Source organism: Paenibacillus tyrphae (assembly GCF_027925525.1).
Lineage (GTDB): Bacteria > Bacillota > Bacilli > Paenibacillales > NBRC-103111 > Paenibacillus_G > Paenibacillus_G tyrfis_B.
The window spans coordinates 1-18,657 of sequence record NZ_BSDJ01000028.1 but is presented as its reverse complement, the minus strand read 5'-3'; the positions used below and the strand labels follow the sequence as shown (position 1 = coordinate 18,657).

At 52.6% G+C, this 18,657-nt stretch carries 12 protein-coding genes and 1 pseudogene; 10 read left to right on the top strand and 3 right to left on the bottom strand.

All coding sequences use genetic code 11. The annotated features are described in order from the left end of the window. Window positions 1–21 precede the first annotated feature (21 nt). Window positions 22–249, top strand: coding sequence for an alpha/beta-type small acid-soluble spore protein (locus QMG93_RS26015; protein ID WP_036693330.1), 228 nt, complete (start codon window positions 22–24; stop codon window positions 247–249). A 99-nt stretch (window positions 250–348) separates the two neighbouring features. On the opposite strand, the gene QMG93_RS26010 is transcribed toward QMG93_RS26015, so the two are convergent. Then, complete coding sequence (locus QMG93_RS26010) at window positions 349–1,332, bottom strand: metal-dependent hydrolase (RefSeq protein ID WP_281941703.1); 984 nt, start codon at window positions 1,330–1,332, stop codon at window positions 349–351. 102 nt (window positions 1,333–1,434) lie between these two features. On the opposite strand from QMG93_RS26010, the gene QMG93_RS26005 reads away from it, so the two are divergent. From QMG93_RS26005 to QMG93_RS25995, 3 genes are all read left to right on the top strand, one after another. Continuing rightward, window positions 1,435–1,758, top strand: coding sequence for a hypothetical protein (locus QMG93_RS26005; protein ID WP_281941701.1), 324 nt, complete (start codon window positions 1,435–1,437; stop codon window positions 1,756–1,758). A gap of 89 nt (window positions 1,759–1,847) precedes the next feature. Next, window positions 1,848–3,656 carry an ABC transporter ATP-binding protein gene (locus tag QMG93_RS26000; protein WP_281941699.1) on the top strand — a complete coding sequence of 603 codons (1,809 nt, stop codon included), beginning with the start codon at window positions 1,848–1,850 and terminating at the stop codon, window positions 3,654–3,656. After that, on the top strand, window positions 3,653–5,767 hold the full coding sequence (locus QMG93_RS25995; RefSeq protein ID WP_281941698.1) for an ABC transporter ATP-binding protein: 2,115 nt from the start codon (window positions 3,653–3,655) through the stop codon (window positions 5,765–5,767). Before QMG93_RS26000 ends, QMG93_RS25995 begins: the two co-directional genes overlap by 4 nt. A gap of 119 nt (window positions 5,768–5,886) precedes the next feature. Here QMG93_RS25995 and QMG93_RS25990 read toward each other — a convergent pair. Both QMG93_RS25990 and QMG93_RS25985 read right to left on the bottom strand, forming a co-directional pair. Further along, window positions 5,887–7,032 (bottom strand): annotated as a pseudogene (locus QMG93_RS25990) (transposase). 662 nt (window positions 7,033–7,694) lie between these two features. Then, on the bottom strand, window positions 7,695–8,732 hold the full coding sequence (locus QMG93_RS25985) for a LacI family DNA-binding transcriptional regulator (RefSeq protein ID WP_281941696.1): 1,038 nt from the start codon (window positions 8,730–8,732) through the stop codon (window positions 7,695–7,697). A 437-nt stretch (window positions 8,733–9,169) separates the two neighbouring features. Between QMG93_RS25985 and QMG93_RS25980 the strand changes: the two genes are divergently transcribed. The 6 genes from QMG93_RS25980 to QMG93_RS25955 all read left to right on the top strand — a co-directional run. After that, window positions 9,170–10,075 carry an ABC transporter permease gene (locus QMG93_RS25980; protein ID WP_010495811.1) on the top strand — a complete coding sequence of 302 codons (906 nt, stop codon included), beginning with the start codon at window positions 9,170–9,172 and terminating at the stop codon, window positions 10,073–10,075. Window positions 10,076–10,091: 16 nt separating this feature from the next. After that, window positions 10,092–10,973: a carbohydrate ABC transporter permease gene (locus QMG93_RS25975; RefSeq protein WP_281941694.1), complete on the top strand. Its 882-nt coding sequence runs from the start codon at window positions 10,092–10,094 to the stop codon at window positions 10,971–10,973. Between the two features lie 45 nt (window positions 10,974–11,018). Next, window positions 11,019–12,632 carry an ABC transporter substrate-binding protein gene (locus tag QMG93_RS25970; RefSeq protein WP_281941693.1) on the top strand — a complete coding sequence of 538 codons (1,614 nt, stop codon included), beginning with the start codon at window positions 11,019–11,021 and terminating at the stop codon, window positions 12,630–12,632. A 143-nt stretch (window positions 12,633–12,775) separates the two neighbouring features. After that, entirely contained in the window at window positions 12,776–14,254 is a 1,479-nt protein-coding gene (locus tag QMG93_RS25965; RefSeq protein WP_281941691.1) for a glycoside hydrolase family 32 protein, read from the top strand. 22 nt (window positions 14,255–14,276) lie between these two features. Further along, on the top strand, window positions 14,277–15,170 hold the full coding sequence (locus QMG93_RS25960; protein WP_281941689.1) for an ROK family protein: 894 nt from the start codon (window positions 14,277–14,279) through the stop codon (window positions 15,168–15,170). 178 nt (window positions 15,171–15,348) lie between these two features. Further along, the coding region (locus QMG93_RS25955; RefSeq protein WP_281941686.1) for a GH32 C-terminal domain-containing protein at window positions 15,349–18,657 on the top strand (3,309 nt) is incomplete at its 3' end.

Genomic DNA, 18,657 nt, shown 5'->3' with positions numbered 1-18,657 from the left:
CCGTTGAAAGGAGTGCTGAACATGGGTGCAGGACAATCCCGCAGCAGCAATCAATTAGTTGTACCTCAAGCAAACCAAGCTTTGGAGCAATTGAAGTACGAGGTTGCTCAAGAACTGGGCATTCAAATTCCGCAAGACGGCTACTATGGTTACATGGCTTCCCGCGACACAGGTGCAATCGGTGGTCACATTACCCGCCGCTTGGTCCAAATCGCCGAGCAAGCTATCTCCGGCGGCGCTGCCCGCTAACCGCAGGGCTCTGGAACAAAGCTTCATGAATATAAGCTCAAGGAGAAATCCTTGAGCTTTTTTCCGTGGCAGCAGAAAAAGAGGAGGATGAGCCGCTTGTTAAGCGCCGCCCATCCGCAGCTTCTTTTCGAGCCGGGATTCGCTGACCCAGCCTACGTACGAATCGATCGGATTCAGCTTTTTGTCGAGCAGGAGCACCGCGACGAACGGATACTGCTTGCGGTGCCGGTAGCGCACGTCGGCCCAGCGCACCTCGTACCCCCAGGCGTGCTCCTTCAGCTCGGCGCAGGCATAGGAAGTAAAGTACAGGAAGCAGGCGACGTTCGGGTGCGTCTTGGATGCTTCAACGGCCGGGTGGACGGCGCAGGAAACCCGGTCGATCCAATTGAACTTGCGGTTTTTGAGCTCTCCGAGCTGGAACGAGCCGTCCTGCTTCCGCTTCACGATCTGCCATTGGTGCAGATGGACCGTCGGGATCAGCGTATACCGGTCGCCGGGCTCGTAAGTCGAATCCTGCGGGCGAAGCCCTGACTCCAGCCGGTAATGGGTCCATGAACGCCATATATAATAGAGGGCGAGGAATGCGTATAATATAGGAAACAAAACTTCCGGACGCATGAGATGCACCGACCATATAAAAATGGCGAGCACATGAGACGAGAAAATGACCGGGTCGAAAATGTGAATGATATTCCACGAGACCCATCGCTCCGAAATCGGGCGAAGCGCCTGGGTTCCATACGCATTAAACAAATCGGTAAATACGTGAAACGCAACCGCGATAAACACCCACATTGTTACATGCCACATCGGCAAAGCGGGAAAGACAAGCCAGAGAATCCCGGAGATGAGCGCCGTCCAAAGCACCAAAGCAGGCAGCGAGTGGGATAAGCCACGGTGATTTTTAATGTAAGCGGCGTTACCTTTCAGCCGCAGCAGCGTATCGGCATCGGGTGCCTGCGAGCCGGCTACCGTTCCGATCAGTACGGCTGTCGAAACCATCGGATCTGCTGCCACAACCGGATCGATATAAGCCAGGCCTGCAAGGCCGAGCCCGATCACTAGGTGTGTTCCGGTGTCCATGGACTAACCTCCTGAACGTCTAATTTTTCAATAGTCTACTCTAGCCCATTACTATTAGTGTATCATTTTCTTGTCCAAAATAAAGCAAAGGCTGTGAAAAAAATGTGTATCGTTTTTGTCGAATACCGAATTGATGCGTCCTATCGCCTCCCGTACTTAGAATGGTCTGAGCGGCTGCGCGACGATTTCCCCCAGGTGGAGCTGTACGAGGGAACGGATCAGCCGGGGCTATTCGTGGAGCTGTGGAGCGGGCTTGGCGACGACCAATACCGGTTCATGCGGGCCGTCCGTACCCGGAAGGACGAATACGCCGCGGAACCGGGAGTGTGGGACGGAACCGATCCCGAACGTTGGGCGCCTCTCGAACAATGGGTGACGGGCGGGTGTACCAAAATTCATATTTGGCAGTTCCAAAAAGTCAAATAGTCCATTTTATTAGGTAAACATATCCATGGTTTCTTCCTCCCGATCGCGGTACCCTTACAATAGTCTTCAATTGCCACGGAGGAAAACGGATGGAGAATAACAATATATTCTGGTCTCATATCAAGCGGAACCGTTTGCCCTACCTTATGGGCTTTGCATTATTGTCCATATCGTCCATCCTGCAGCTGATCATTCCCTGGCTGCTCGGACGGTTTACGGACAGTCTCCAGACAGGCGCGCTGACCTACGATCAGGCGGTCCGTTTCGGCGTCTGGATGATTGCCGCAGGATTTGGGATCGCTTTCTTCCGGTCTGTTTCCCGCATTTATTTGTTCCGGCTGTCACGGCAGCTGGAGATGCGGGTGCGCGGCGAGCTGTTCGTCCACTGGGAGAAGCTGTCGGCGCAATATTTCAACAATCAGCGGATCGGGGACTTGATGTCGCACGCGATCAGCGACGTTGGGGTCATCCGCGAGGTGACGATGCAGGGGTACTTCAACGTCATGGAAGCGGTGTTTCTGATCGTTGTTTCCGTTGCGGCCATGACGAGTTCGGTCAATCCATGGCTTACGCTGCTGACGATGCTGCCGCTGCCGCTGCTCAGCCTGCTTGCCTATCGGTTTAACAAGCGGATCATGCAGCAATCGAAGGATATGCAGTCCGCAATCTCCGATTTGACGAGCCGCGTGCAGGAATTTACCGCGGGCATCCGGGTTGTCAAAGCATTCGTACAGGAAAAAGCGGAGCGGGAGCTGTTCACCCGAGACAACCGGCAGGCTGTCGAAATGAACCGGCGGTACGTGCGCTCGAACTCGTTATTCGGAGCGCTCAGCGCCGGGATTGTCGGGTTCAGCTTTCTCGTCTCGGTCGTGCTTGGCGGCATCATGGTACTGAAAGACATCATTACGCTCGGCGAATTCGTCGCTTTCAATACGTATTTGTCGCTGCTTATGGGACCGATCGAAAGCTTGGGCCGGGTCGTCAACTTGCTCCAGCGCGGGAAGGCTTCGGAACTGCGGCTGCTGGAAATCTTCAATACGCAGCCGGACGTGGTAGATGATGTCGTTGCCAAGCCGGAGATTCAAACGATCGGTGGCGAGATCGAGATCCGCGACCTGACATTCTCTTACCCCGAAGCGAAGCGGCCCTCCCTCCGGAACGTCTCGCTCAAGGTACCGAAGGGCTCCAGCCTTGCCATCGTAGGCCGTGTCGGCAGCGGCAAAAGCACGCTGGTGCATCTGCTCGTGCGGCTGTACAACCCGCCGAAAGGAACGGTGTTTATCGACGGGCATGACATCCATGAAATTCCGCTGCGGACGCTGCGCGGCCAGATTGGCATCGTGCCGCAGGACCAGTTCCTGTTCTCGTCCACGATCCGGGACAACATCGGATTCGATCCGAAGCCTTACAGCGACGAGCAGGTCGTCGAAGCGGCCAAGATCGCCCAAGTGTACGAAAATATCGTCGAGTTCCCGAACCAGTTTGAAACGGCGCTCGGCGAGCGCGGCATCTCGCTTTCGGGCGGCCAGCGCCAGCGGGTAAGCATCGCGAGGGCCGTGATCAAGAAGCCGTCGGTGCTGATCTTCGACGACAGTTTGTCCGCGGTCGATACGATCACGGAGGATTTGATCCTCGAAGGGCTCCAATCCGTGATGAACCGGCGGACGACGATCATTATCGGGCACCGGATCTCGTCGGTGCAGAGCGCCGACCAAATCGTCGTCATGGACGAAGGCCGTATCGTCGAGCGCGGCAATCACGAGCAATTGCTGGCCCGGGGCGGCATTTACGCCGACATGTACCATAAGCAGCTGCTGGATCAGGAAGCCGAGCGGGAAGACGGACAGGAGCAGGACGCCGCTTCTTCGCGACAGATGCGGGGAGGGGCGGGCGCATGAATATACACGCGGAAAAAAACGTCAAGACGATGAAAGACACGCAACTGCTTACGAAGCTGCTGTCTTACGCCAAGCCTTATTGGCGAATGATCGCGCTTTGCGTCGTCCTGGCCTTCCTGATCGTCGTCGCCGACTTGGCGCGTCCATATCTCATTAAGGTGGCGATCGACGGCCATATCAACGGGCTGCACAAGCCGATGCTGTCGGCGGAAGCTTCTCAGGCCGAGCGTCTGCGGAGCTACGGAGCCGTGACGGAGTGGAACGGCAGAGCCTACGTCCGGCTCGAACCGGACGCAGCCGGGCGGATGGCCCGCCAGCCGGAGCCTGGAGCGCAGCAGGCTCAGATCGTCCGGATCGGCGGCAAAGACTGGCTCATTGCCGGCTGGATCGCCAAGCAGCCCGAGCAGGCGATCGTGGCGGAAGCGGGCGGCAGAGCGGAAGTGCACGCCGGAGGGCAGACGTTCGCCGCCGAGCCGCTGGACGCCGCCGCGCTGGAGGCGTTCCGCAAGCAGGATTACACCGGCTTCCTCTGGCTGGGCGTCGCTTTTCTTAGCGCGGCCGTCGTCGCGGCACTGCTCAGTTATCTGCAAAGTAATCTGCTGCAGTATACGGGGCAGACGATCATTTTCAACATCCGGCAGCAGCTTTTTCAGCATTTAAGCCGCATGTCGATGTCCTACTTCGACCGCAATCCCGTCGGGAGGCTCGTCGTCCGCGTCACGCAGGATACGGAGGCGCTTAACCAGTTGTATTCGCAGGTTGTCGTCAACCTGATCAAAGACGTCATCGTGCTGATTGGCATCGTCGCCGTCATGCTGCAGCTTAGCGTCAAGCTGGCGCTGCTGTCGTTTGCCGTGCTGCCGTTTCTGGCCGTGCTGACGTTCTGGTATCGGTCGGTCATCCGAGACGCCCAGCGAAAATCGCGGGCGATCCTGTCGCGGCTCAATTCGTTTCTGGCAGAAAACTTGTCCGGCATCCGGATTACGCAATTGTTTATCCGCGAAGAGCGGCAGTGGGAGCAGTTCGATCATCACAATACGGCATATTACCGGGCGGGGATGCGGGGAACGGTTATCAACTCGATATTCCAGCCGGCGATCGGCTTCCTCGGCAATCTGGCTATCGCGCTGCTTCTCTGGTATGGCGGCGCGAATGTCATCGACGGCGGCCTAACCTTCGGGATCGTGTATGCCTTCACGCATTACGTGCGGCAATTTTTCCAGCCGCTCCAGAGCTTGGCGGAGAAATACAACCAGATTCAGACGGCGATGGTCGGTGCGGAGCGCATCTTCGAGACGCTCGGCGAGAAGCCCGCGATCGTCGACCCGGAGCAGCCGAAGCGGCTGCCGAAGGAAATCCGCGGCGAAATTGTGTTCGAGAACGTATGGTTCGCCTATATCGGCGAAGATTGGGTGCTGAAGGATGTCAGCTTCACGATTCAGCCGGGGCAGACGGTGGCGTTCGTCGGCGCGACGGGGGCGGGCAAAAGCTCGATCATCCAATTGATCAACCGGTTCTACGACATTCAAAAAGGCAGCATCAAGCTTGACGGCGTCGATATCCGCGACATCCCGCTGGACGACCTGCGCCGTTACATCGGCATCGTGCAGCAGGACGTATTCCTGTTCACCGGAGACATCGCCTCGAATATCCGGCTGAACCACCCGGAAATTACCGAGGAGCAAGTTGTCGCCGCGGCCCGAATGGTGCATATGGACGAATTTGTCCGCAGCCTGCCCGGCGGCTACAAGACGCTGCTCGGCGAGCGCGGCATCAATCTGTCGCTCGGCCAGCGGCAGCTGCTGTCGTTTGCCCGCGCCATCGCGTTCCGTCCGCAGATTCTTATTCTCGACGAGGCGACGTCGAACATCGATACGGAGACGGAACTTATCGTGCAGGATGCGCTGATGAGCATCTCGGAAGGCCGGACGACGCTGATCGTGGCGCACCGCTTGTCGACGATCCAGCATGCCGACCAGATTATCGTCATGCATAAAGGCAAGGTTCGAGAGACTGGAAACCACTACCAGCTTCTCGCGCAGCGCGGGTACTACTACCGTCTGTTCGAGCTTCAGTACAAGGAACAGAAGCCGGTGCCGAAGGCAAGGTAAGAGAGCGAAGATGCGCTTCGGTAAATGGGTGTGTGCATGATGATTGAGAAAAACTTTATTCAAAAATATAGACGCTTACGATTGTTATTGTTGGTTGGAAGATGGGGATAATTATTAACTCAACTTTCGCAGCTTAATTGGTTGAACAAACCTTTGATATAGCTGGGCAAACCGGAAATCCACTCGCGGAGTTGATAAAAAACAGTTGATTTATCCCTTATCGTCTTGGCTTCAGCCATCGGAAGAAATAACGTTATCAATTGCTGCAACGCGGTTTGGTAATCTAGGTCACGCACTTTGTCGGCAAATAGGAAAAATAAACCACCCAACGACTTGGGGGCGTTCTCCTGCCGGCGCTCGAATTCCATCACCAAGTAGCGGCTGAATACAACCGTTGTATGGCTGATGAGCATGTCGAAGGAACGGTCCTGAAACTCGGTGCCGAGCTTAAGATAACTTTTTGTGAATTTGAAAAATGTCTCAATATTTCACCTCATGCCGTGAATCCGAACAATTTCCTCCGCATCGATTGTTAGGTCTGTGCTGAGGATCGCCAACCATTCCCGTCTCTTGTTGCGGTTTTGAACAAACACTAGCTTGATCGGCAAGCCACAGGCTCTGACAAACAGTGCTCGTTCGACCATGTCGGCGACAGCATCTGGTTTACGGGAAAAAGCTTCTATCCGGCGTTTATAGCCCTGACTACGCTTGGACAAATGCTCGTTCATCTCGCAGATGCGGTTCACAAGCTTAGCGGAAGAAAGCATGACAAAGTCGATCGGCGCAAAGCTGAAACCGTCCGACCAGCCAAGAGTCAGCATATTGAAGCCCCTGGTAAAGCAGCCGGTTGTATGATCGAACACGCGGGCTAAGAGCTCGGCTTTCTTGCTGCGGTTACGGCTTAAGACGGAATCGTCAACGATGAAGACACGCGTGCGCGAAGACGAAATGAGCGACTCGAAGTGCAAAACGATTTTCAAAGCAAAGCTGTGAAGAAACTTCCGCCAGTTAAAAGAAGCCTGATTGAGAAAACGGTAGACAACATCTTTGCGGGGTAGCGACTTTCCACGATCGCTTTCCAAAAGACGAAACCAGTTCCGGCCCTCGAAGACGAGTGAAAACAGAATTTGAAACACGGCCAAGCTGGAATAACCGAATGATTTGGAAATACCAGCCTTACGTAGCAAATGGCCGATTTGCAGGGTGGAAAACACGGCTGAAAAGCGACTTTTCGCTTGTTCAGACAAGGAATTATGGTGTACCATAGGAGTTACGCACCTTTCTTTGTTTGCATGGTTGCTGGACACTTCCATGATACCAAACAAGAAGGGTGTTTTTTTGTCAAGAGCGGACTTTTATGTCATCGAACCCTGCAGTACAAAGTGAATGAGCCGATTTTCAAGCTGTGAAAGTGGAGTTATTAATATTTTGGAAAATAAAATGACCGAAAAGGGCCCCAGCTAATTTGAAGGGATCGATCGAGAGCTGGAGCTCATGGAATTTCAATGCCGCACAAGAACTGGTCAATATACGGATCGCATCCGGAATGTCCAGGGATGTGAAGTCCAGCGCAGTGCTGTCCATAAATGACAAAAGTAGTATTAGATTGATAAAGGGATTTTATATGGGGGATTTCGCTGAATTGAATATATAGGATTAGGAGCAGTCGAGGTAGGCGTGGCAAAATTGCTGAGCCGCCGGTACTCCGATTAATGAAGCCCTCGGCCAGCTTGTTAAAGGGACCTCTTAATTATTATAAAAAACGCCGACCTTTCTTGAAAGTAAGAGAGGTCGGTTTCTCTAACAGTACGGGTCCGAGTCTTTTGGCGTAACGTCTCTATACTCCGTGCTTCTTGTCATCCTGCGAGATTATCTTCAGTCAGGGCTATGCTACGCAAACCATTGGACTAGTTCCGAATTGAAGAGATTAACTGATATTCGGCGTAGATTCCCTGATAATAGGTTTTGTGTAAATATGGGAAACCTGGTAAGGCTGTTTGGGATCGTGAATGCGGGAGAGAAGCATCTCCGCACCTTTAATGCCCATTTCACTGCTGTAAATGTGGACGGTTGTCAGATGAGGCTCGACAAGGACAGATTCCGGCCCATTGTCAAAGCCGCAAATAACAACATCCCGGGGGATATGAATGTTCCGGTTCCGAAGCGCTTTCATAAAATTTGCGGCAAGGTAATCGTTGGCGCAAACAAAAGCTGCGGGAAGCTCGTTCATTTTGCTGACTCGCTCATCCATCCAGCCGGGCCGCGAGAAAAGGCAGTCATCATCGACGAGGCATTGGGAGAGGTCGAGGTTGATCCTGGCTTCGGCAAGCGCCCGGTTAAAGCCCGTCCATCTTTCGTTAAAGCTTCGGCAGTGGGAGTAGTTTCCGATAAAACCAAAGCTTCTGTAGCCGCCGTCAATAAGCCGCTTGGTAAGCTGATAAGTACTGTGTTCATTCTCCATCAGCAGAACATCGGCTTGAAAGTCGGAATAACAGATGGAGGCGGAGCAGTCGACAAATAGGGTAGGAATACCGAGATCTGTAATGAGCTTGCTGTATTCCATATCAAACAGCTCGATACAAATAATCCCGTCCACATTAGCGGCATCGAAATTGTTAGGCAACGACAAGGTGCTGCGCTCAATGTCTCTGACGATGTGAATGGACAGATTATAGCCTTCGCTGCTGATCCGCTCCTCCAGTCCGCTGATCAGGGGGGACCCGAAATGGGAAGTATTCGGCAGGTTTTCCGTTAAAAGCGCGATGTTCCCCGATTTTTTGGACAACTTGCTTTCGCTTTCCATATACGCAAACTGTTTATATTTTAACTCTATCGCTTTCTTAATGACCTTGTTGCGAGTCTCCTCCGGAATGCTTTTGCTTCCGTTCAGCGCCTTGGAGGCGGTGTTGCGCGAAATGCCCAGCGCGTCGGCGATGTCTTGTATGGTCACGCGTTCCTTCGTCATTATTTCACCTCAAGTTTCTCTCTACAGATCTCCTTCCAATTTATAATAGTTTGTGAAAAATAGCAATATGAGTTTACAAATGCACAAATAAATTTGCGTTTAAAAATTTCCGATATTTTTATTAATATGCATTTTTAACTGATTATAGTAGCAGATGAATAGGCAAGAACGTCTCTTTTGAATCGGCATTCCCATAAAATAATAGCTTTTAAACGATCTTCAAGGCTCGGGTTTGTGCAAATGTAAAGTTAAAACATATCAAATTCACACAAGTTTGTAATCAAATTGACTAATATTAATTTACATTTTGTATTGACTTCTGACGAAATGAAGTGCTAAATTGTAAATGGATAGGGAAGCAGAGGGCATGAAACGATGTTGATGAAAGCCTTTACGGTTGGCAAATGTAAACTTCAAGGAGGGACGGAGGGTAAGAAATGCACCATGCACTCGGCTATTTGAAAAAGCATTATTTTCATTACATACTGCTTGCGCCGGCTCTTATATTAACCCTGATCTTCAAGTACGGTCCTATGTACGGAGCCGTTATTGCGTTCAAGAATTTCAGCCCGATCAAAGGGATTATGGGAAGCGAATGGGTCGGATTGAAGCATTTCGAAAAGGTTCTGTCCGCACCGAATTTTGAAGTGATTCTCATAAATACACTCAAGCTAAGTGTGTACGGTCTTCTTCTCGGCTTTCCCGTACCGATTTTGCTGGCGCTCATGTTAAATCAGGTGCGCAGAGCAGGCGTAAAGAAGAATATTCAATTATTTTTGTACGCGCCCAACTTCATCTCCGTCGTTGTTATCGTCGGGATGCTGTTTATTTTCCTATCGCCGACAGGACCGATTAACCAACTGCTTGTCTGGATGACGGGTGAACCGGTCATGTTTATGTCCCGTCCCGAGTACTTTAGGTGGATCTATATTTTGTCCGATATTTGGACCGGGGCCGGCTGGGCATCCATTATCTATGTGGCCGCGCTGGCGAACGTTGACCCCGAACTGCATAATGCGGCCAGCCTTGACGGAGCAAATCTGATCCAGCGAATTCGACATATCGACCTTCCAACCGTCCGTCCGATTATGGCTATCGTCTTTATTTTGGCTGCCGGCGGGATTATGTCAATCGGATTTGAAAAGGCTTACTTAATGCAAACGGCTATGAATCTGCCAACCTCGGAGATTATTCCGACCTATGTCTACAAAATCGGATTACAGGCAGGGGACTATTCGTATTCCGCCGCCGTAGGGCTGTTCAATTCGGTGATCAATGTCGTCCTGCTCGTTACCGTAAACATTGTCGTCAAGAAGCTGAATGAGGGCGAAGGACTTTACTGAAGAAAGGAGCACCATCATGCCCATCAAACATTCCAGACTGGATCGCTATTTGCTGGTCCTGATCGCCGGTTGCCTGACGTTGGCCGTCCTGGTTGTGGTTGTGCCGCTGCTGTACATCGTCGTGGCCTCCTTTATGGACCCTTCCGTTCTGCTTAGCCGGGGGCTATCCCTTAATGTCTCGGATTGGACCTTGGACGGGTACGAGAAGATTTTGACTAACCCGGCGATGGTTCGAGGCTTTGGAAACGCAGTGGTGTACTCGGCCGCTTTTGCCGCTATAACCGTCCTGGTGTCCATCTTTGCGGGATATGCTTTGGCGGATGGCCGCTTAAAAGGGCGCAGATTTTTTATGACGCTTTTTCTCATCACGCTGTTCTTTGGCGGAGGACTGGTGCCTACCTATCTTCTTGTCAAAAAATTGGGGATGATCGATACCATTTGGGCGGTACTCCTTCCCGGCGCGGTGAACGTTTGGAACATTATTTTGTCCCGAACCTTCTTCAAAGGCGTGCCCCACGAGCTGAAAGAAGCGGCAAATGTGGATGGCGCCTCCGAAATGAAAATTTTTGCCCGCATTGTTCTGCCGCTCTCCAAACCGATTATTTTCGTACTGGCGCTTTACGCTTTTGTCGGCCAATGGAATTCGTATTTCGACGCCATGATCTATCTCGATAATGCGAAGCTGCATCCGCTGCAGCTCGTGCTCCGCTCTATTCTGATCCAGAATCAGGTTGATCCGGGGATGATTGGCGATCAGCTTGCCATGGCGGAGATGAAGCGATTGTCCGAGATTATTAAATATGCGGCAATCGTCATCTCAAGTCTGCCGCTTATCGTGATGTATCCGTTTTTCCAAAAGTATTTTGAAAAAGGTGTCTTGGTAGGTTCCCTCAAATAGAGGGCTGCATTACATAGATACGATTTAAAATGGGAGGTCATTAGGATGAAAAAGTTTAAACAACCGAAATCTGCCTTCAAGGCCGCATCCGCATCCGTACTTGCTTCCGTGCTCCTGCTTTCCGCCTGCAGTAATGACGGGAGCGGCGGTTCCGCCAGTCCCCAGCAGGACCCAAGCGGGAAAGTCACGCTGAATGTGATGACGCAAAGCTCTCCGCTTGCCCCGGCCGATCCGAACGAAAAGTTAATCTTTAAGCGTCTTGAGGAAAAAACGAATGTTCACATCAACTGGAAGAACTTCACCCGGGATGTGTTTGTAGAAAAACGAAATCTCGCAATGGCGAGCGGCGACCTGCCCGATGCAATCTTTGACGCGGGGTACGGTGATTATGAGCTGTTGAAGCTGGCGAAGGACGGGGCCATCATCCCGCTGAACGATCTGATTGAGAAGCATATGCCGAACTTAAAGAAAGTGCTGGAGGAAGCGCCTGAATACAAAGCGATGATGACGGCTCCGGACGGTAAGATTTATGCATTCCCGTGGATCGAAGAGCTCGGCGAAGGAAAGGAGCGCATTCAGGCTGTCGACGCGGTTCCCTGGATCAATGTGACGTGGCTAAAAAAGCTGGGACTCCAAATGCCGAAAACGACGGAAGAGCTGAAAAAGGTGCTGATCGCCTTTAAAACGCAGGATCCGAACGGCAATGGAAAGGCGGATGAAATTCCGCTGTCCTTTATTAACAAACCGGGCGCCGAAGATCTCGTCTTCCTGTTCGCGGCATACGGGCTTGGGGAGAACCCGGACCACGCGGTAGTGACGAACGAGGGCAAAGTCGTCTTTACCCCTGCTGAAGAAGGGTACAAGAATGCGGTAAAGTTCATTAACGAGCTGTATAAGGAAGGGCTTATCGATATTGAAGCGTATACGCAGGACTGGAGCACCTACCTGGCTAAAGGGAAGGATCACAAATACGGCCTTTATTTCTCCTGGGATAAGAGCAATATCTCCGGTGCCAATGACAGCTATGACATCATGCCTCCTGTAGCCGGGCCAAGCGGCGAAACCAATGTCACCCGGACAAACGCCCTCGGTTTCCACCGCGGCAGAATGGTGATTACGAGCGCCAACAAAAACCTGGAGACGACGGCGAAATGGGTCGATCAAATGTATGACCCGATTCAATCCGTCCAAAATAACTGGGGCACCTATGGCGATGACAAGCAGCAAAATATTTTCGAGTTTGACGCTTCGAACAAGATGCTGAAGCACTTGCCGCTGAACGGTACGGCGCCGGTAGAGCTGCGCGAGAAAACAAGCGTCGGCGGTCCGCTCGCGATCCTGGACGGCTATTACGGCAAACATACAACCTTGCCGGACGACGCCAAAGAAAGAATGCAGATCGTCAAAAAAATTATGGTTCCTCACATGAAAGCGGAGAATGTGATGCCGAGCGTCTTTCATTCGATCGATGAGCTGGATCGCCTGACGACCATCGAAACAGACCTCTTCGCCTACGTGCTTAGAATGCGCACAGAATGGTACCAAAACGGCAAGATTGACGAGCAGTGGGATGCCTATTTGAAAGAGCTTGATCGGCTGGGGCTGAAGGAGTGGCTTAAAATTAAACAATCCGGTTACGATCGGGCCGCAAAGAAGTAAGGGATGTCCAAGCGGAGGTTGTGCACCTGGCGGCGATGAAGGCGTTGAAGTGCGCAGCCTCCTACTAATTGAGATATATAGAGACAAATTCCGGCACGACAGTCGGACGGATCTGATTTCGGAGAGAAAAGGAGAGCTGCACCATGTCTACCACGGTCAAGCACAATTATAGAGGTACGTATCATTTCTCGCCTAACGAGAAGTGGATGAACGATCCGAACGGGATGGTCTATTTTAAGGGCGAATACCATCTGTTCTTTCAGCATCATCCCAACGGGATGACTTGGGGTCCGATGCACTGGGGCCACGCCGTCAGCAAAGACTTGGTCGTCTGGGAGGAGCTTGATATCGCGCTGGCGCCGGATGAGAACGGTATGATTTACTCGGGGAGCGCTGTGGTCGATTGGCGCAATACAACGGGTTTTTTCGGGGATGAGCCCGGACTTGTCGCTATTTTTACGCATCATCTTCCGCAGGAGGGTGACCTCTACCTCCAAACGCAGAGCCTCGCGTACAGCAAAGACAACGGGAGAACCTGGACAAAGTTTGAAGGCAATCCGGTATTGAAGCATGAGTCTTATATCGACTTCCGCGATCCGAAAGTATTTTGGCATGAGGACACGAATCGCTGGGTCATGGTCATCGCATGCGGGCGATCGGTATGTATCTACCATTCCCCCGATTTGAAATCGTGGACATTTGGAAGCGAGTTTGGCGCCGGCATCGGCTTCCATGGCGGAGTGTGGGAGTGTCCGGATTTATTCGCGCTGAATCTTGACGGAAATTCGTCTAAGCAAAAATGGGTGATGCTGGTCAGCATCGGCGATGATCCCGCCTATAAGGAAGGCTCGCGGATCCAGTATTTTACTGGCAGCTTTGACGGAATCGCGTTCACGCCGGATGAATCGTCCCACACGGTGCGTTGGCTGGATTATGGCCGCGATAACTATGCGGGTGTAACCTGGTCCGACGTTCCTGCGGAGGATGGAAGACGCCTCTATATCGGCTGGATGAGCAATTGGAAATACGCCAATCTTACTCCGACGGAGGGATTCCGTGGTGCGATGACGGTACCAAGAGAGCTGCAGCTTCGATCCGGAGCGGACGGCTGCGAAACCTTGGTGCAGAAGCCGGTGCGTGAGCTCGAGTATGCCCGCGTTCAGGCGCTGGAGCTGACGAATGTGTCCTGGCAAGAAGCGGAAGAAGCACTCGCTTCCTTGCGGTTGGAGAGCTATGAGTTGAAAGTGGTCGCGTCGTCCGGCTCATCTTATGCATTCAAGGTGAGAAAGGGCGATCAGGGAGAGACTATAGTCGGGGTGGATGCAGCGCGTGGAGAAGTGTATGTAGACCGGACAAAGTCCGGATTACACGAGTTCCATGAGCAGTTCCGAGGCGTTCACGCGGCAAAGCTGCAATCTCCGGGAGCGACGATCGATCTTCAAATTTATGTGGACCGTTCCTCCGTCGAAGTATTTGCCAATGGCGGCCAGGCGGTCATTACCGACCTGATTTATCCCCAAGGCGATGCTTTAGGAATTTCACTAACGGCTGATGATGATCGGCTTCTGCTGGCTTCATTGTCGGTTTATGAAATAGCGCCGTCCGCCAAGGGCTCGAACTAAGTACGGAAGGGGGCAACCCGATATGCTGCACATTGGAGGAATCGAAGCGGGCGGAACCAAGTTTGTATGCGGGGTCGGAAACGAACGCGGCGAAGTCGTCGACAGCATCAGCTTTCCGACGGAGGATCCCGAGACTACGCTCGGTAAGGCGATTGCTTATTTCAAAGAAAAATCCGTGGATGCGATAGGGATCGGATCTTTCGGTCCGATCGACCTTCGCCTCGGGAGTCCGACCTACGGATATGTCACCACAACGCCAAAGCCGGGCTGGGGGAATGTCGACTTTCTGGGGACTCTGCGGCGCGAATTCGATGTTCCCTGCGGATGGAACACCGATGTGAACGCGGCCGCCTTTGGCGAGGCGACCTGGGGGGCGGCCAAGGGATTAAAAAGCTGCCTCTATTACACGGTTGGGACAGGAATCGGCATTGGCGTCTTTTTGGAAGGCAGGCTTGTCCAGGGGCTGGTCCATCCAGAAGGCGGGCATATGCTAACGAGGCGGCATCCGGGGGATGATTTTGCAGGCTTATGCCCTTATCACGGCGACTGCCTTGAAGGCATGGCGTCCGGGCCGGCGATCGAGGCCCGTTGGAACGTGAAAGGGCATGAGCTCCCGTCGAACCATCCGGCTTGGGAGATGGAAGCCTACTATATTGCGCAATCGATTACCGGAGCCGTTCTTTTGAATTCGCCGGAAAAGGTCATTCTCGGAGGGGGCGTCATGCAGCAGTCCCAGTTGTTCCCGCTCATCAGGGAAGCGGTGAAAGCGAATTTGAACGGTTATGTGAGCGCCGGCGAAATTGTGGAGCGCATGGACGAATACATCGTACCCCCGGGACTTGGACAGCAGGCCGGTTTATGCGGGGCATTCGCGCTTGGTCTTGCCGCCCTGCAGTCTCAGGTTCCTTCACTTTAACTTGACGCTGCAGCTATAATGTTCGGAAGATTTGTGAAAAAGGGGAGCTGGCTGTGCGGGCGGCTCCTTTATTCCCATGATTCAGGGAAGGGAACGCAGTGACAGCGGGTTCAATAATAGACCCTTTACGCGATGGCATTGCTTATTGTTACCTTGAAAGAATAGAGGAGGCCTATGGATGAAATTCGAGAAAGGTTTGCCTATTCTATTATCCTGTATGCTGCTTTTCACTTCGATTCCGATGTTGACCGCCTTTCCGTCAACGGGCCGGGCAGCCGGGGAGCTATCGGCACTTCAAACCGAAAAGGAGGAAGCTCTCATATCTGAAAGCGCAACCAAATTGAATAGTGATCTATCGGGCTGGAGAATCTCCGGGAAAGGGAGGCTGGAGGATACAGAGCAAGGGATTCGGCTGGCCTCCGAACCCAAAGAGAATGTTCTGGCCATCTCGGATACTGTGGCGGATGATTTTATTTATGAGGCGGATATCATGCTGACGGACATGAACGCCGATGCAACGCTGCTCTTCCGCTCCAACGAGGAAGGTTGGTCGTCTTATATGCTGCAGCTTGTGCCTCAAGCCGGTCTGCTCCGTTTGAAGGATGCAAACGGGAAGGGAGCGCTAAAGGTGGAACGACAGGTCGCCCTTGCGGCGGGCGAAATTTATCATATGAAAGTGAAAGTCGAAGGGGACAACATCAAGGTTTATTGGGGAGACCGGTACCAACCGCTCATCGATGTAAAAGATGGTGCCTACAGTTCGGGGTATCTTGGGCTACATGTCTGGGACGGCTCAGCGCTCTTTCAGAACGTGAAAGTAAGCGGCATGAAAGGGAATCTCGGCACCCCGCAGCACCGTGCAGGAACTTGGCGGCCTGATCTTAGAGGCTATAAAGGAACGGGAGCCGCCGGGCAGCAAGCGCTGCAAATTTTTGGGTTGACCCATGGCGATGTCATGTTTGAAGGGGATATGTCCTTCGGCAGGGACTCGGCAGACGGTGCCATGCTCTTCAGGACCGATAAAACGGGGCATTCGGGCTATGCGGTTTCTTTACGGAAAGACGGCAATCAAGTCCGGGTCCAGCTGCGAAAAGCGGACGGTACCGTCATCAAAACTTCAGCACAGTCTTATCTTACGCAACCGGACTCTATACATCATGTCGAAATCCATGCCGTGGGCAATCGGATTCAGGTATTTGTCGACGGGTACGCCGAGGCAGCTGTCGATGTTACCGACAACAGCTTTAAAAGCGGACACGTCGGAATTTCCGCCTTTAAGGGAAGCGTTTACTTTCAAAATATGTATGTGACTGCGGCAGCCGACTATTACACGGAGCAGTTTCGCCCCGCCTATCACTACTCGCCTGCCCGCGGGTCCGCCAGCGATCCGAACGGGCTTGTCTATTACGAAGGCGAATACCATCTGTTTCATCAGGATGGGGGAACCTGGGCCCATGCAGTCAGTACCGATCTGGTGAATTGGAAGCGGCTTCCGATCGCCTTGCCGTGGAATGATTACGGACACGTATGGTCAGGCTCGGCTGTTGCCGATCTGGAGAATGCGTCCGGGTTATTCACGGAATCGGGAGGCAAAGGGCTGATCGCCTATTATACGTCCTATAATCCGGATTTGCCTGGCGGCAATCAGCGTATCGGGCTCGCTTATAGTACAGATCAAGGGCGGACCTGGAAGTACTCCAAGGAGCGGGCGATCGTGATCGAAAATCCCGGAAAGCAAGGAGATGACCCGGGCGGCTGGGATTTTCGCGATCCCAAGGTTGTCAGGGACGAGGAGAACGGCCGCTGGGTGATGGTCGTATCCGGAGGGGACCACATCCGTTTTTTTACCTCGACGAATCTGCTCGATTGGACGCTGACCGATAATTTCGGCTATGGAAATTATGTTCGCGGCGGGGTATGGGAATGCCCGGACTTGTTTCCTTTAACGGTGGAAGGGACGGGTGAGAAAAAATGGGTGCTCATGATCAGCACGGGCGCCAATCCGAAGACGCAAGGCTCGGATGCGGAGTATTTTGTCGGCGAGTTGACTACGGAAGGGAAGTTTTTCAACGATAATCCCGTCGGCAAGGTGCTGCGAACGGATTACGGCAAAGAATTTTATGCGTCCATGTCCTTCTCCAATCTGCCGGATCATCGACGGATCATGGTGGCTTGGATGACCAATTGGGATTATCCCTTCGCATTCCCAACCGTAGGCTGGAAGGGAGAAATTACGCTGCCGAGAGAAGTGACGCTAAGGCGGACGGAAGAGGGAATTCGGCTCGCTCAGGCTCCGATCGAAGAGCTTAAGTCTTTGCGAAGCGAGCTTTATACCGCGGTCCATAAAGAAGTGAACCCGAATGGGGCGAATTTGCTTCAGGGTATCGCTTCAGGAGCTTATGAAATCGAAGCCGAAATTGAAATTCCGCAGGGAAGCGGGGTGCGCGAATTCGGGTTTCATCTCCGCGAAGGAAACGACCAAAGAACCATTGTAGGATATCAAGTCGCTGAAAAACAGATGTTCGTGGATCGTTCGAATTCAGGCGCATCCGATTTTTCACATTTATTTTCAACGGTTCACACAGCTCCGCTTCAGCCGGAGGGCAGACGTGTTAAACTTCATGTTTTCGTGGATGAATCCTCCGTTGAGGTGTTCGGGAATGACGGCAGGGTTGTCTTCACGGATGTCATCTTCCCCGACCCGTCAAGCCGGGGCATGAGCTTTTACACCGATGGCGGCAAGGTGAACGTGCTGTCTATGAAGGTGTATGCGCTTAAGAACGTGTGGAACCAAACGGCGGATGGAACAACCCGAATGTTGGCGGATACAAGCATCCGGGAAATGAATGTCGGGGACAGTCAAATTTTGAATGTCGCAGTAGAGAACGGCAAACGGAACGGGACACAGCCGATCAAATGGAAAACAAGCGACCCCAAAATTGTGAGGATCGAACAAGCCGACCATGCGAAAGCCGTTATTCGGGCGACCGGCAAAGGCGAAGCTGCTATTACCATTACTACTCTAAACGGGAAAGCAGCGGCGACCGTGCCCGTAAAGGTGTATGACGGCAAGTTCCTGACGAATCTAACCGGCTGGACTTCCGATCCGGCTTCGTTAAAATGGGTAGCTACCGAGCGCGGTATCCGTGGCAGTTATCCAAGCAATGCCCATTATATGGCACAGGAAACGGCGGGCAATTTCGTCTACGAAGCGGAGATGATGCTTGCCGAATCCGGCGGGGCAGGTTCCCTTTTGTTCCGGGCGATCCGGGACGGACGCAGCGGATACTATTTTAATCTGGATCCGAATATGAAGGCCTTCAGGCTCTTCTACAAGATCGACGGAGGCTTTGCGGACAGACAGGTGCTGGCGAAGGTACCGGCTTTTGTCCAGCCCGGGAAAACCTACAGCGTCAAAATCGAAGTCGATGGACCCTATATCCAAATCTTCGTGGACGGAACAAGGATCATGGACCTTAAGGACGGG